We start from the raw sequence: 14,186 nt of genomic DNA on the forward strand, positions 1-14,186 counted from the left end.
ACGACTCTCGGTCGCTCGCGCCGTCACCGACGTTCACCTGGAGCTGAACAGCGTCCGAACCGCCGGATGCGTTACGTTGCTGATCCGTCTGGGTAGAAGGCGGATCAGGGCATTGGTGATCGGGCGCGGTGCAGGACACGGCCGGGGAGGCTGCATGAACTCGGCCCAGGGGGGCGTGGACGATGGTCAGCCGTCCGCAGCGGAAAGCGGGACGTCGCCGCTGCTCGCGGCGGCATTCGCGGGCGGCGGCGAGATGGGCGCCCTGCTGCGTGACCGCGACTGGTCGGCGAGTCCGCTCGGTCCACCGGAGCGCTGGCCGACCTCGCTGAGCAACGCCGTCAGCACGATGCTCGCCTCGAAGGCGCAGATCGCCATGTTCTGGGGCGAGGACCTGCGTGCCTTCTACAACGACGCCTACCGGCCGACCATCGGCGACAAGCATCCCGCCGTGCTGGGCGAGCCCGCCCGGGAGCACTGGGCGGAGACCTGGGACGTGCTCGGGCCGCTGCTGACCAGCGTGCTGCGCGGCGGCGAGGCGTACCAGGCCCGCGACCATCACTTTCTGCTGGATCGACACGGCTTCGTGGAGGACGTCTACTTCGACGTCTCGTACGATCCGATCCGCGACGTCGACGGCATGATCAGCGGGGTGCTCTGCATCTGCAGCGAGACCACCGGGCGGGTGCTCGGCGAACGCCGGCTGCGGGCGCTGGCCGAACTCGGCTCGGAACTGGCCGATCCGGTGCGCAGCGCGGAACTCGGCCAGGTCGCGGCGGCAGTGCTCGACCGGCACCGGGCCGACCTCCCGTTCGGGCTGCTCTACCTGCGCGACGACGACGGGCGTCTGCGCCTGGCCGGGGTGAGCGGAGCCGTCAGCGTCGCCGCTGATCCGCCCGCCGCGCTGCGGGAGCTGGGCGCGGTCGGCGTCGCAACGGCGGTGGCCACCGCCGAGCTGCTCGGCCGGGTTCCGCCCGATGCCGCCGACGAGGCGGTGGTGCTGCCGATCAGCGCGACCAACGACCCGGCCGGGGTGCTGGTGCTGGGAGTGACCCGGCGCCTGCCGCTCACCGAGGACTACCGCACGTTCCTCGAACTGGTCGCCGCGCAGATCTCCCGGGCGGTCGGCAAGCAGCGGGCGTACGAGCAGGAACGGGCCCGCGCCGCCGAGCTGGCCGCCCTGGACCTGGCCAAGACCAACTTCTTCGCCAACGTGAGTCACGAGTTCCGCACCCCGTTGACCCTGGTGCTGGGCCCGTTGGAGGACCTGCTCGCGGACCCGGGGCTTGGCGAGGACCACACCCAGCGGCTGACCGTGATGCACCGCAACGCGTTGCGGCTGCTGAAGCTGGTCAACACGGTGCTCGACTTCTCGCGGCTGGAGTCCGGGCGGCTGGTGGCGCACTACGAACCCACCGATCTGGCCGACTACACCTCCCGGGTGGCCAGCACGTTCCGCTCGGCCACCGAGCGCGCCGGCCTGCGGTTGGTGGTGGACTGCCCGCCGCTGGCGGAGCCGGTCTTCGTCGATCCGGACATGTGGGAGAAGATCGTCCTCAATCTGGTCTCCAACGCCCTGAAGTTCACCTTCGAGGGTGAGATCAGCATCCGGGTCCGTGCGGTCGACGGTGCCGCGCAGTTGGAGGTCTCCGACACCGGGGTGGGCATCGACGCGCGGGAGCTGCCGCACGTGTTCGAGCGGTTCCACCGGGTGCCGGGGGTGCGTTCCCGCAGCCACGAGGGCACCGGGATCGGCCTGGCCCTGGTGCGCGAACTGGTCGAGATGCACGGCGGCCGGGTCAGTGCCACCAGCCAGGTCGACGTTGGCAGTACCTTCCTGGTCACCGTCCCGTTCGGTGTCGGGCATCTGCAGGCCGACCGGGTGGCCGATGCCGAGCCCGCCGCGCACGCCATCCGCGAGCCACGGCAGGCCCCGCTCTTCGTCGCCGAGACCGTGCAGTGGACCGCCGGCGCTGTGGCGACCGCGTCCCGCCCGGCGTCGACCGACGACTCGACCGTGCCGGACGCCGACGCCGCGACGCAGCGGGCACCCCGGCCCCTCGCCGTCGTGCCCGCCGGTCGCGTGCTGGTCGTCGACGACAATCCGGATCTGCGCGAACACGTCACCCGGTTGCTCGTGCCCACCTGGGAGGTGAGTACCGCCGCCGACGGCGTGGAGGCGCTGCGACGCGCCACCGAGAGCGCCTTCGATCTGGTGTTGACCGACGTGATGATGCCGCGCCTGGACGGCTTCGGGCTGGTCGCCGCGCTGCGCGCGGACCCGCGTACCCGGTATGTGCCGATCGTGCTGCTCTCCGCCCGCGCCGGCTCGGCCGAGGAGGTGGCCGGGTTGTCGGTGGGTGCCGACGACTACCTCACCAAACCGTTCTCCGGGCAGGAGTTGATCGCCCGGGTCCGGGCGAACATGGCCCTCGGCCAGCTACGTAACCAGATCATCCGCCGGCTGCGTGCGCTCGCGGACGCGGCGGTCGCGGTCAACACCGCGCGATCCACCGCCGACGTGCTCCAGATCGCCGCCCGTCACGCGTTGAGTCTCGCCGAGGCCGTCCGGGTGGTGGTCTCCGCCGGTGGCACGCGCTACGAGGCCGACGGCGGCGGGCCCAGCAGCGCCGAGCCGTCCTTCGTCCTGCCGCTGACCGGAGTGGCCGACCAGCCGCTCGGTGAGCTGCGGGTGTGGCATCCGACCGGGGAGAGCACCGACGCCGACGAGGCCGCGTTGACCCAGCTCGCCCGCCTGGTCGGGGTACGCATGGAGAACGCACAGCTCTACGAGGCCGAGCACCGCATCGCCACCACCCTTCAGCACAGCTTCCTGCCCCGTACCCTGCCGCAGCTGCCCGGAGCCGTGGTGGCCAGCCGCTACCTGCCGGGCAGCGCGGACGTCGAGGTGGGTGGCGACTGGTACGACGTGGTGGCCCGGGACGACGACGAACTCATGCTGATCATCGGTGACGTGGTGGGCAAGGGGGTGCCGGCAGCGGCGGCCATGGGCCAGCTGCGCAACGCGCTGCGCGCGTACGTGCTCGAGGGTTTCGATCCCGGCGAGTCGTTGACCCGACTGAACCGGCTGGTGGGATCCACCGAGTCACGTTCGTTCGCGACGGTCTTCTGTCTGTGGTTCAGTCCCCGGACGGGTCGACTGCGCTACGCCAGCGCGGGGCACCCGTCGCCGCTGCTGATCCGGGGCGACGACGTGGCGTTCCTGCACGGGCGGGCGCTCGGGCCGCCGGTCGGTGCCATCGCGGGCACCGAGTACGAGACCGTCTCCGGCGAGTTGCGGGCCGGTGACCGGCTGCTGCTCTACACCGACGGCCTGATCGAGGACCGGCAGATGGGCATCGACGACTCGTTGGCCCTGCTGCGCGCCGACGCGGCCCGCTCCGGCGAGCACGTGGCCGACCTGATCGACGCGGTGGTGGCGCGGGTCGCCGGCCGGCCCCGTCGGGACGACGTCGCGGTGCTGGCCCTGGAGGCGGTGGAACTCAACCGGTTCGCGCTGCGGCTGCCCGCCGACCCGACCCGGCTGAGCGTGCTGCGCAAGCGGCTGGAGGACTTTCTCGTCGCACACCGGGTGGGCGAGACGGACCTGTTCGACCTGACCGTGGCGGTTTCCGAGGCGGCGGCGAACGCCATCGAGCACCCGGTCGACCCGGTGGAACCGGTGGTTGAGATCGAGGTGCGGATCGAGGACCGCACCGTGGTGGCGACGGTGTCGGACAGCGGGCAGTGGCGGGAGTCGACCGGCTCGGGTTTCCGGGGTCGCGGACTGTCGCTGATCCGGGCACTCGGGGATCTCTCGGTCGAACACACCCCCGAGGGGACCCGGCTCACCCTGCGCCGCGTGCTGACCGGCTGACGCCCGGCCTGCGGTGGTCGCGGTCAGGCCGGATGCAACCAGGGTTGACTTCCCAGACCGGCGATCTCCAGCACCCGGCTGACCTGCCGGGACGGCAGGACCGTCAGCGCGTCCGGATAGTGGCCGGCCAGCCGGACCACCGCGTGAATCGCCGCCGAGTCGAAGAAGGTGACCGCCCGCAGGTCGAGAGTCACCCGGCCGGCCGGCTCGCGCAGCACGGTCTGGAGCATGGTGTCGGCGGTCGCCATGTCGACCTCGCCGGTGACCACCACGCTCAGGTGATCACCATCGGTCTCCGCGTTGGCGGAGAAGACGGGAGGTGCGCCCCCTTGATCCACGCAGACACCTTGACACAGTGGTTGTGGTAGGGCAACAACCGCTCGCGAGGACCGGTGGCGGGGGTCACGTCGCGGGCGGCGATAGGCTTGCGTCATGACCGTCCGTGCGCCGCTGACCCCCGGCACGCTCTCCCCATGGCGGCCGGTGCCCGCCCACATCGCCCGCCCGGAGTACGTCGGCAAGAAGGCCCCCCGGCCCTGGCGGGGATCGCACGTGCAGACCCCGGAGACCATCGAGAAGATGCGTCTGGCCGGGCGGATCGCCGCCCAGGCGGTGCAACTGGCGGGGGAACACTGCAAGCCCGGCGTGACCACTGACGAGATCGACCGGGTGGTGCACGACTTCCTCATCGACCACGGCGCCTACCCGTCGACCCTGGGCTACCGGGGCTTCCCGAAGTCCTGCTGCACCAGCCTGAACGAGGTGATCTGCCACGGCATCCCCGACTCGACCGTGCTTGTCGACGGCGACATCATCAATGTCGACGTCACCGCGTACATCGGGGGCGTGCACGGCGACACGGACGCGACGTTCTGCGTCGGCGAGGTGGCCGAGGAGAACCGGTTGCTCGTCGAGCGGACCCACGAGGCGATGATGCGGGGGATCCGTTCCGTCGCCCCGGGGCGACAGATAAACGTGATCGGCCGGGTCATCGAGTCGTACGCGAAGCGCTTCGGCTACGGCGTGGTCCGTGACTTCACCGGCCACGGCATCGGCGAGTCCTTCCACAGCGGGCTCTACGTGCCGCACTACGACAGCCCGCGCCCCACCGACGTGATGGAGCCCGGAATGACCTTCACCATCGAGCCGATGATCACTCTCGGCACCTACCAGTACGACCTGTGGGACGACGGCTGGACGGTGGTCACCAAGGACCGGAAGTGGACCGCCCAGTTCGAGCACACCGTGCTGGTGACCGAGGACGGCCACGAGATCCTGACGCTGCCGTGACCGAGACCCCGGCCGCACTGCGCGAGCACCACCACGCCGACGTCTCCGGCGGCTGGCTGCGCCCGGCCGTGTTCGGGGCGATGGACGGCCTGGTCACCAACATCGCCCTGATCGCCGGCGTCGGCGGCGGCGGGGTCTCGCCCCGCACCATCGTGCTCACCGGCACCGCCGGCCTGGTCGCCGGCGCGATCTCGATGGCGCTCGGCGAATACACGAGCGTGCGGTCCGCCAACGAGCAGATCGCCGCGGAGGTGGCCAAGGAACGCCGGGAGCTGGAGCGTCACCCGGAGGCCGAGGCCCGCGAGCTTGCCGACATGTGGGTCGCCCGGGGGCTGCCCGAGCATCTCGCGATCCAGGTCGCCGAGGCGGTACGCCGCCACCCGGAGCAGGCGCTGCGGATGCACGTGCAGGAGGAGTTGGGCGTCAACCCGGACGAACAACCGAACCCGTGGGCGGCGGCGCTCTCGTCGTTCCTCTGCTTCTCCGTCGGGGCCCTGGTGCCGCTGCTGCCGTACCTGTTCGGCGCGACCAGCCTGGCGCTCGCCCTGGCGGTCGGCGGGCTCGGGCTCTTCGTCGCCGGTGCGATCGTCTCCCGGTTCACCAACCGCCGGTGGTGGTCCGGCGGGCTGCGCCAACTGCTGCTCGGTGCCGCCGCCGCGGTGGCGACGTACCTGATCGGTGCGCTGATCGGAGTCCAGGGCGGGCTCGGCTGAGTCAGCCGTCGAGCAGGTCGTCGATGGTGCCGTCGACCGGGCGGCCACGGGCGGTGAGTTCCGCCGACTGACGGGCCAGCACGGCACCCACCTCGGTCATGTCCGCACCGGCGAGCCCGGTTCGCCGTACCGCGTCGCCGGGATCCCGGAAGTAGGTGCGGCTGAGCAGCCCGCTGACCGTGGCGGCGCCGAGCCGGGCCTCGCCGAGCATCAGCAGGGCCTGGTCGGTCTCGTACCACTCGGCCAGCCGGGCCGCCCGGGCATGCGCGGCGCTGCCCCGGTACCAGGCCCGCCGGGCGGCCGAGGTGAACTCGGCCGGGCGGGCCCGGGCCAGCCGGCCGAGGTGCTCGTCGCGCAGCGTGGCGAGCCATCCGGTCGGATCGTGCAGCGCGCGCGTGGTCACGTACCGGTCGGCGGTCAGTGGCCACCGGCTGGTCAGTTGCCGCGCCTGGCGCAGCCGCTCCTCGGCGGCGACGACGGTCAGGTCGACGAGCACGCCGTCCACCCGTCGGGTCGCCGGCGGCGGTCCGGTGCCGGGCCGGTAGGTGGCCACCAGCAGCCCCACCTCGCCGTCGCCCCCACCGTCGTCGTCGCCGTGGGCCAGCGGACCGTGGACCGCGACCGCGAGCACGTCGGCCGGGAACCGCCGCCGGACGGCCGCGGCGACCCGCTCGGCCACGTCCCACCGGGGATCGTCCCGGTGTTCCTGGACACCGTCCACGCCGACCACCCCGCGTTCACGCCACCCACTGTGACCTGTCGGTCACCGCACACCCTAACGTCTGTGCCGGACTCCCCGGTCGAACCGAGGCAGAGGTCAGGCGCGGCGGCCGGGGTCGGGTACGAGTCGGAAGATCCGGATCTGGCGGCCACCGGCCCGCGCCACGTACGTCTCGTAGGCCGGCCACTGGTCGACCAGCAGTTTCCACAGCCGGTCGCGTTCGGCGCCGGTGGCCACCTCGGCGCGTACCGGGATCCGACGGCCCTTGACGTCCACCTCGGCCCTCGGTTCGGCGAGCAGGTTCAGCGACCACGCCGGCTGGTGGGTCTGGCCCCAGTTCGACCCGACCACCACGTACCCGTCGCCGTCGGGCACGTAGAGCAGCGGGTTGCTGCGTGGCCGACCAGACCGGCGACCGGTCGTGGTGATCACCAACGACGGTACGAGCCCGAGGGCGACCACCCGGCCCCGGGTCAGCCGCCCGACGGCCCGGTCGACGGGTACCAGCAGCCGGACGGTGGCACCGAACCATCGGTACCGGCCGACCCGGCGGGTGAGGCTTCCCAGCACGGACATCCGCACAGTCTGGCGGGTGGGGTACCGGTCAGTCCAGACGGCGTTCCACCGGTAGCCGGGACCGGGTGAACAGCGCCGCGCCGAGCATCGCCACCAGCGGCACCACCACCAGCACGCCCAGGGTCAGCCAGGGCATCACCAGCGGAAAGGGCGGTTCGATCGGCCATCTGTCGGCGTACCGCTGGTTGGTGAAGGCCAGCACGATCAGGGCCGAGGCGAGTCCGGCGACGATGCCCAGCGCCGAGCCGAGCACCGCGATCACGCCAGCCTGGCAGAGCGAGAGCAGGCGGCGTACGCCCGGTCCCGCGCCCACGGCGGCGAGGGTGGACAGGTCGGCCCGTCCCTCGGCGGCGGCCAGCCCGGTGGCGATGCCGGCGGCGCCGACGGTGACCACCGCGGAGACCGCCGCCAGCAACAGCAGCAGCGGCCGGGTGTCGTCGTGGTCCCGGTTCCGTTCCACCGCGACCCCGGCGGCGCCCAGCGGGCGGAGTGCGGCGGCGAGGTCGTCCTGTCGTTGCTGGTCCGGTGGCTGCCGGGCGTCCAGCGCCCAGCCGACCTGCCAGGTCGTCAGCCCGAGCCGGTCGGCCGCGACGGGCGAGAGCAGCAGCCAGTGCTCACCGAGCCCGGTGTGCAGCGCGTGTCCGGGCACGGTGGCGATGTCCGCGGGCCGGGTCTCGTCCCCGTGTTCGACCCGGAGATCCAGGCGGTCGTCGTGGAGGAAGCGGGCGTCGGTTATCACCGCGCCGCCCGCGCGCAGCGTGGCGGTGGCGGCCGCGACGTCGGCCGGTGCGACCCCGGTCAGCAGCCGCAGCGCGGTGCCGTCGTCCACGGCCACCCGCAGGTACGGGCCGTGCGGTTCGTGGTCGTGCTGGCAGCGTGGGTCGGCCCGGGCCAGCAGCTGGTCGGCCGCGCTGAGCGGCTCGTACGGCTGCCAGGGGCAGACCCGCTCGGCAGGCATGGTCGCGGTGATCGTGCAGGCGTAGAAGTCCGGCGAGCAGCCGGCCGCCACCAGCGGAGCGATCGTGTCGGCACCGAGCAGCCGCCGCGCCGGGCCGCTGATCTCGTCGAGCGTGGGCGGGCGGTCCGTCGCGGGATCGCCGCTGGTGGTCACCAGCACGGTGCGCTCCGGCAGCAGCGCCCGGTTCTGCTGCTCGTTGCGCGCGTCGTCGCTGGCCAGGAAGAGCCCGAGGGCGACGCTGCCGGCGACCGCGGCCATCACGGCGGAGATGGCCGGCGCGGCCGACGCACGGTTGCGGCTGGCGTCGCGTACCGCGATCCGGGGCGCCAGCGGGAGGAACCGACCGAGCCGGGCCAGCAGTCCGACAAGCGTCGGGGTGGCGAACACCAGCCCCAGTTCGCCCATGACCAGTCCGGCGAGGATGACCGACTGCGAGGTGACGACCGCACCGATCGCGGCCACGACGGTGCCGCCGGCGGCCAGCGCGACGCCGATGCCCAGCCACCGGCGCCGGTGGACGGGCGGGGTACGTCGTCCGGCGAGCCCGGCCACCACGTCCTGCCGCGCGGCCGTCCACGCCGGTGCCAGTGCGGCCAGCACCCCGGCCAGCACCGCGACAAACGCGATCACGACCAGGGCGGCGGGCCAGACGCGGTAGCCGCCGAACCGCTGCGAGAAGATGAACTGCTCGACCAGGGGGCGGCCGGCGAAGGCGGCGGCCACGCCGAGCGCGATTCCGGTCACGGCGCCGACTCCGCCCAGCACCACGCCGTCGGCGAGCACCACCCGGCGCAGCTGCACCGCATCGCCACCGGCCACCGCGACCAGAGCCAGTTCCCGTCGCCGACGGCGCACTCCGACGGCGAACGCGGGCCCGACCAGGAGCACCACTTCGAGCAGACCGAGCCCGCCGATCAGCACACCGGTACTGACCTCCTCCAGGCTCATCCGGCCCGTGGACGAGTCGACGTGCTGGGGCAGCTTCCCGGGCGGAGCGGGCACCCGGGCGGCCACCACGACACCGTTGCGGTTGAGGTGCCGGAAGAGGTCGTCGGTGAGCGGGCCGGACAGGTCGGCCAGGAACGCCTCGTCGGGATTGGTCTCCACCGGCGCCCCCGCGGGGTGCAGGAGGACCATCGGGGTCAGTTGCTCGGGGAGTTCGGCCACGCCGACGACCGTCCAGGTGCGGCTGCCGTCCGCGGCGGCCACCCGGTCTCCGACGTCGACGCCGAGGCTGCGTCGGGCGGCCAGGTTCACCGCGATCTCGTCGGCGGCGGCCGGCACCCGGCCCCGGTGGACCCGGGCCAGGCCGCGCCCGAGGGGGTCGGTCAGGTCGATCACGGTGGCGGCGATGTCGTCCCGGATCCGGTCGCCCTGCCAGGCACCGAACGGCACCCAGCGACGCACCGGCAGTACCCGGCTGCCCTCCGGCAGCAACGCGGCGACGTGTTCCGCGGTGACCTCGGCGGTGGGCGGCTGGTCCCGGTCGCCGGAGGTCCAGCCGCTGCCGTCGGAGTTCTGCTCGACCGGACCGCGTCCCACCACCCGAAGTTCCGCGTCGGCGTTGCCGAGCCGGCGTTCCATCTGCTCGCCCGGCGTCAGCCGCGCCATGTCGACGCTGACCGCGACGAAGCTCAACGCCAGCACCGGCAGGACGATCATCGCCAGCACCAGGGTGGTGCGCCCGCGAGCCCGCCTCGCCTCCCGTCGGGCGATACGCAGCGCCGCCCGCCACGAGCCGAGCGCCTCGGCCAGCCGCCCGCCGCCGGTCGGTCCGGACGGTCGACCGCTCACCGACCGCTGCCGCTGAGCAGGGCCTCCACGCCGGCCAGCGGGGCGGTCGAGTCGACCGTCACGCCGTCGCGCAGGAAGACCACCCGGTCGGCCCAGGCGGCGTGGCGCGCCTCGTGGGTGACCAGCACTCCGGCGGCCCCGGCGTCGACCCGGCGGCGCAGCAGTCGCAGCACCGCCTCCCCGGTCTGCGAGTCCAGCGCCCCGGTCGGTTCGTCGGCCAGCACCAGTCGCCGCTGCCCGACCAACGCCCGGGCGATGGCGACGCGTTGCTGCTGGCCACCGGAGAGCTGGTCCGGGAACCGGTCACCCAGCTCCGACAACCCCACCTCGGTCAGTGCGTCCAGGGCCAGCCGGCGGGCCGCCCGCACCCCGGTGCCGTCCAGTTCGAGGGGGAGGGCGACGTTCTCCACGGCGGTCAGGCTGCCGATCAGGTTCAGGTTCTGGAAGATGTACCCGATGCGGCGGCGGCGCAGCCGGGCCAGCCCGCGCCGGTCGAGGGCGTGCAGCGGCTGCCCCTCGACGTGCACCTCACCCGCGGTCGGGCTGTCCAACCCGCCGGCCAGGGTGAGCAGGGTGGACTTGCCGGAGCCGGAGGGGCCCATCACGGCGACCAGCTCGCCGGGGCGCACGGCCAGGCTCACCCCCCGCAGGGCGTGTACCGCCGCCGGGCCGCTGCCGTGCGTGCGATGCACGTCACGCAGATCGAGTACGGTGTCGCCGGTCGGGGCGGGGACGGCCTGGTCGGGGGCCGCGGCGGAGTCGGACGCGGCTCGCGGGTCGGGGGCGGCCGGCATCCGTCCGCCGCCGGTGGTCACCGTCGTGCCTCCTCACCACTGTGGCCCACCGCCTCGGAGAGGGGCGCTGGGCCGGCGGCCGGGGGGCGGTGCCGTACCAGACTGCTCTCACAGTGGTCGAGCCAGCGCACCTCGGCCTCGGCCTGGAACACCATGGCGTCCAGCACCAGCCGCCACGGCAGGTCCTCCGGCCGGTCGCTGGCGTACTTCAGCCTGGTCAACTCCTGCAGCGTCCGCATGGTGGCGGTCCGTTGGGTCTGGACCACCGAGCGCACGTCCACCCCGGGGGTGGTCAACGCCAGCGCCAGCTTGATCGCCAACTCGTCGCGCGGGCGGTCGCTGCGGCTGATCGGGGTGGCGAACCACAGGGCCAGGTCCGCCCGCCCGGCGTCGGTGATCTCGTACGGCCGTTGGCCGGCTTCGCTCTCCGGCAGCGACCTGACCAACCCGTCCCGCTCCAGCCGGGACAGGGTCGTGTAGACCTGCCCGATGTTCAGCGGCCAGGTGGCGCCGGTCGACTCCTCGAAGGCGGCCCGGAGCTGGTAGCCGTACATCTGCCCGCGTTCGAGCAGGGCGAGCAGGCCGTGGCGGATGGACATGGACCGGAGTATGCATACCTGGTATGCGGACCGCAACCGGCGCGGACGTGAGTTCGACTACGCCCGGGTGGGTCCGGCCGGGCCGGTTCAGCTCGGCCGGCCCGGGAACGGCACGGTCAGCGGGACGATTCCGGCGCTGCGCCGCCAGCGGGTCGCCCGGACCGCGTACTCCACCAGGGCGGCCAGGGCCCGATCCCGATCGGCGCCGGTGCTGACCGGCAGCGCCGCCCGCCAGAAGGCCGCGGTACGTTCCTCCACCTGCACGGCGAGCCGCAGGGCGCTGGCCCGGTCGGTCACCGGGAAGGGCAACGCGTACCCGGGCCGATCCGGCGGAACGCTGCCGCCGTCGGTACTCAACTGCACCACGAGCGCGTCCCGGCGAGCCCGGTGGGCGGCCTCGGCCTCGGCCGCGGCCTTGCGTTCGGCCCCGCTGAGTCGTACCCCGACGGGGCCGTAGGCCCAGATCGCGGCGTACTCGGCGGTGAGGGCGTCGGCGAGCGCCTCGGTGGATTCGCTCATCGCAGCGCCTCCAGGTGGGTGGCGCGGGCGGCGGCGACCGACCCGAGCAGCGCGACGCGCTCGGCGGGTGCCTCGGCGCAGGCCCGGATCGCCGCCTCCCGGCCGGCGCGCTCGGACCTGCGCAGTGCGGCCAACGTCGCCGAGCGGTCCGTCGGCGGCGAGCCTGACGGGGTGGCCGTGGGCGCGGCGGAGGCGGTAGCCGCACCGGTCAGCCGGGCGATCTCCGTGGCGTGTGCCTCGTGTGACTCGGCGAGCGGCAGCAGCCGGGCGGCCAGGTCGGGGTGGGCGGTGGCGGCGGCGCGCAGACCGGCCGCGAGCTGTCGGGACTCGTCCAGCAGCGGCGCGAGCGGATCGGGCGGCGGCGGTGGCTCGTCGCGGTCGAGCAGGCCGCAACCGGCCAGTGGAGCGGCGGCCCCACCGAGCGCCAGCAGCGCACTGGCCCGCAGCAGGCCGCGTCGGGAAAGCTCGGAGGCGTCGTCCTGCCGCGTCGTTCTGCCCATCGCCACCGGACAAGTCAACACCATGGCCGTGCGGTGTGTCCGGCGGTGGCGTCGGTGCGCCGCCCGGGCCGTCGTCCCGGCGGCGCGTTACGCTCTGCGCAGCCACCGGCGCGTCCGCACCGGTGGCGTGCCGGCATGGCGTCGGCGAGCAGCGGAAGGGTTCTTCGGATGACGCAGCGTGGTCGTGCCACCAGGACGACGGGTCGACCCCGCGGTGGCCAGGCTGCACGCGCGGGTCAGACCTCCCGCGGTGACCTCGCCGCCCGCCGCGAGCGGCTGCGCTCGGTGATCGCGCCCGTGGTGCAGGCCGCCGGCTACGACCTGGAGGATCTCACCGTCTCCCGGGCCGGCCGCCGGCACGTGGTGCGGGTGATCGTCGACGCCGACGGTGGGATCAACCTGGACGCGGTGGCCGACGTGTCGCGCGCGGTCTCCACCGCGCTGGACGCGGCGGAGGAGAGCGGCGGTGACATCGTCGCGGGGGAGTACCAGCTCGAGGTCAGTTCGCCGGGGGTGGACCGTCCGTTGACGCTGCCCCGGCACTGGCGCCGCAACGTGGGGCGGCTGGTGCGGGTGACCGTACGCGGTAACCCGCCGTCCGGGGGCGACCGGCAGGTCACCGGCCGGGTGGTCGACGCCGACGCCGAACGCGTGGTGCTGGAGACCGACACCGACCGTACGCAGTGGGCCTACGCCGACCTCGGCCCGGGCCGGGTGCAGGTCGAGTTCACCCGCCTGGACGAGTTGGCCGAATCAGAAGACGTCGACGACGATGATGATGTGGAGGACGAGGAGAGGTGAACATCGACCTCGCGGCGCTGCGCGCACTGGAGCGCGAGCGGGAGATCCCGTTCGACACGATCCTCGCGGCGATCGAGACCGCGCTGCTGACCGCGTACCGGCACACCGAGGGTGCGCAGTCGCACGCCCGGGTGGAGATCGACCGGAAGACCGGCGCGGCACTTGTCTACGCCCAGGAGTTGGGCACCGAGGGCACCGTGGAGCGGGAGTGGGACGACACTCCGCACGACTTCGGTCGGATCGCTGCCATGACCGCCAAGCAGGTGATCCTCCAGCGGCTGCGGGAGGCCACCGACGAGGTGCACTTCGGTGAGTACGTCGGCCGCGACGGCGACCTGGTCACCGGGGTGGTGCAGGCGCACGAGGCGCGGGCCGAGAAGGGCATCGTCACCGTCGACCTGGGCAAGCTCGAGGGTGTGCTGCCGCAGTCGGAGCAGGTGCCCGGCGAGCGGTACACCCACGGCGAGCGGATCCGCTGCGTGGTGGTGCACGTGGCCAAGGGAATGCGTGGCCCGCAGATCACGTTGTCCCGCACGCACCCGAATCTGGTGAAGAAGCTGTTCGCCCTGGAGGTGCCGGAGATCGCCGACGGCACGGTCGAGATCGGCGCGATCGCCCGTGAGGCGGGTCACCGTACGAAGATCGCCGTGCGTTCCACCGCGGCCGGGGTCAACGCCAAGGGCGCCTGCATCGGTCCGATGGGCCAGCGGGTCCGGGCGGTGATGAGCGAGCTGCACGGAGAGAAGATCGACATCATCGACTGGTCGGACGATCCGGCGACCTTCGTCGGTAACGCGCTCTCCCCGGCCAAGGCGTTGCGGGTCGAGGTGGTCGACCTGGCCAACCGGGCCGCGCGGGTGACCGTTCCGGATTTCCAGCTGTCGCTCGCGATCGGGCGGGAGGGGCAGAATGCCCGACTTGCTGCCCGGCTGACCGGTTGGCGAATCGACATCCGGTCCGACGCCGAGCCGGCCGCCCCCGCCGGGCAGGCTGCGGCTGATCACGTCCGGGAACCGGGCGGAGCGGTGTCGGGTAGCTAGGGGTAGA

At 73.2% G+C, this 14,186-nt stretch carries 13 protein-coding genes; 5 read left to right on the forward strand and 8 right to left on the reverse strand.

The genetic code is table 11. The features are described 5' to 3' along the window. Positions 1–154: 154 nt before the first annotated feature. Positions 155–3,874 (forward strand): SpoIIE family protein phosphatase, encoded by a 3,720-nt coding sequence (locus O7597_RS19280; protein ID WP_281580324.1) that lies wholly within the window; start codon positions 155–157, stop codon positions 3,872–3,874. 23 nt (positions 3,875–3,897) lie between these two features. On the opposite strand, the gene O7597_RS19285 is transcribed toward O7597_RS19280, so the two are convergent. After that, positions 3,898–4,212, reverse strand: coding sequence for an STAS domain-containing protein (locus O7597_RS19285; protein WP_281580325.1), 315 nt, complete (start codon positions 4,210–4,212; stop codon positions 3,898–3,900). A 94-nt stretch (positions 4,213–4,306) separates the two neighbouring features. On the opposite strand from O7597_RS19285, the gene map reads away from it, so the two are divergent. Continuing rightward, a complete protein-coding gene (gene map, locus O7597_RS19290; RefSeq protein WP_269739342.1) occupies positions 4,307–5,164 on the forward strand; it encodes a type I methionyl aminopeptidase in 858 nt (285 codons plus the stop codon). Then, on the forward strand, positions 5,161–5,877 hold the full coding sequence (locus tag O7597_RS19295) for a VIT1/CCC1 transporter family protein (RefSeq protein WP_164445668.1): 717 nt from the start codon (positions 5,161–5,163) through the stop codon (positions 5,875–5,877). The genes map and O7597_RS19295 overlap by 4 nt, the downstream gene beginning before the upstream one ends. 1 nt (position 5,878) lies before the next feature. Here O7597_RS19295 and O7597_RS19300 read toward each other — a convergent pair whose 3' ends face one another. The 7 genes from O7597_RS19300 to O7597_RS19330 form a co-directional block, all read right to left on the reverse strand. Next, entirely contained in the window at positions 5,879–6,598 is a 720-nt protein-coding gene (locus tag O7597_RS19300) for a nucleotidyltransferase domain-containing protein (protein WP_269739340.1), read from the reverse strand. 96 nt (positions 6,599–6,694) lie between these two features. After that, positions 6,695–7,174, reverse strand: coding sequence for a nitroreductase/quinone reductase family protein (locus O7597_RS19305; protein WP_281580326.1), 480 nt, complete (start codon positions 7,172–7,174; stop codon positions 6,695–6,697). A gap of 28 nt (positions 7,175–7,202) precedes the next feature. Then, positions 7,203–9,926 (reverse strand): FtsX-like permease family protein, encoded by a 2,724-nt coding sequence (locus tag O7597_RS19310; protein ID WP_281580327.1) that lies wholly within the window; start codon positions 9,924–9,926, stop codon positions 7,203–7,205. After that, the gene (locus O7597_RS19315; RefSeq protein WP_281580328.1) at positions 9,923–10,741 is read right to left on the reverse strand and encodes an ABC transporter ATP-binding protein; all 819 of its coding nucleotides are present in this window, start codon (positions 10,739–10,741) and stop codon (positions 9,923–9,925) included. The genes O7597_RS19310 and O7597_RS19315 overlap by 4 nt, the downstream gene beginning before the upstream one ends. Then, positions 10,738–11,319, reverse strand: coding sequence for a PadR family transcriptional regulator (locus tag O7597_RS19320; protein ID WP_269739336.1), 582 nt, complete (start codon positions 11,317–11,319; stop codon positions 10,738–10,740). The genes O7597_RS19315 and O7597_RS19320 overlap by 4 nt, the downstream gene beginning before the upstream one ends. 87 nt (positions 11,320–11,406) lie before the next feature. Beyond that, entirely contained in the window at positions 11,407–11,838 is a 432-nt protein-coding gene (locus O7597_RS19325; protein WP_281580329.1) for a ferritin-like domain-containing protein, read from the reverse strand. Then, positions 11,835–12,287, reverse strand: a complete 453-nt coding sequence (locus O7597_RS19330; protein ID WP_281583277.1) for a hypothetical protein — start codon at positions 12,285–12,287, stop codon at positions 11,835–11,837. Before O7597_RS19330 ends, O7597_RS19325 begins: the two co-directional genes overlap by 4 nt. A 219-nt stretch (positions 12,288–12,506) precedes the next feature. Here O7597_RS19330 and rimP point away from each other — a divergent pair, with 219 nt between their 5' ends. Both rimP and nusA read left to right on the forward strand, forming a co-directional pair. Further along, complete coding sequence (rimP, locus tag O7597_RS19335; protein WP_281580330.1) at positions 12,507–13,139, forward strand: ribosome maturation factor RimP; 633 nt, start codon at positions 12,507–12,509, stop codon at positions 13,137–13,139. Next, complete coding sequence (nusA, locus tag O7597_RS19340) at positions 13,136–14,179, forward strand: transcription termination factor NusA (RefSeq protein WP_269739333.1); 1,044 nt, start codon at positions 13,136–13,138, stop codon at positions 14,177–14,179. The genes rimP and nusA overlap by 4 nt, the downstream gene beginning before the upstream one ends. Positions 14,180–14,186 lie beyond the last annotated feature (7 nt).

The organism is Verrucosispora sp. WMMC514 (genome assembly GCF_027497295.1).
Lineage (GTDB): Bacteria > Actinomycetota > Actinomycetes > Mycobacteriales > Micromonosporaceae > Micromonospora > Micromonospora palythoicola.

What these genes read in the sequence shown, in the direction of transcription:
- map (WP_269739342.1), top strand. Translation starts at nt 4,307, where the DNA reads ATGACCGTCCGTGCGCCGCTGACCCCCGGCACGCTCTCCCCATGGCGG.
- O7597_RS19325 (WP_281580329.1), bottom strand. Translation starts at nt 11,838, where the DNA reads ATGAGCGAATCCACCGAGGCGCTCGCCGACGCCCTCACCGCCGAGTAC.
- O7597_RS19280 (WP_281580324.1), top strand. Translation starts at nt 155, where the DNA reads ATGAACTCGGCCCAGGGGGGCGTGGACGATGGTCAGCCGTCCGCAGCG.
- O7597_RS19320 (WP_269739336.1), bottom strand. Translation starts at nt 11,319, where the DNA reads ATGTCCATCCGCCACGGCCTGCTCGCCCTGCTCGAACGCGGGCAGATG.
- O7597_RS19305 (WP_281580326.1), bottom strand. Translation starts at nt 7,174, where the DNA reads ATGTCCGTGCTGGGAAGCCTCACCCGCCGGGTCGGCCGGTACCGATGG.
- rimP (WP_281580330.1), top strand. Translation starts at nt 12,507, where the DNA reads ATGACGCAGCGTGGTCGTGCCACCAGGACGACGGGTCGACCCCGCGGT.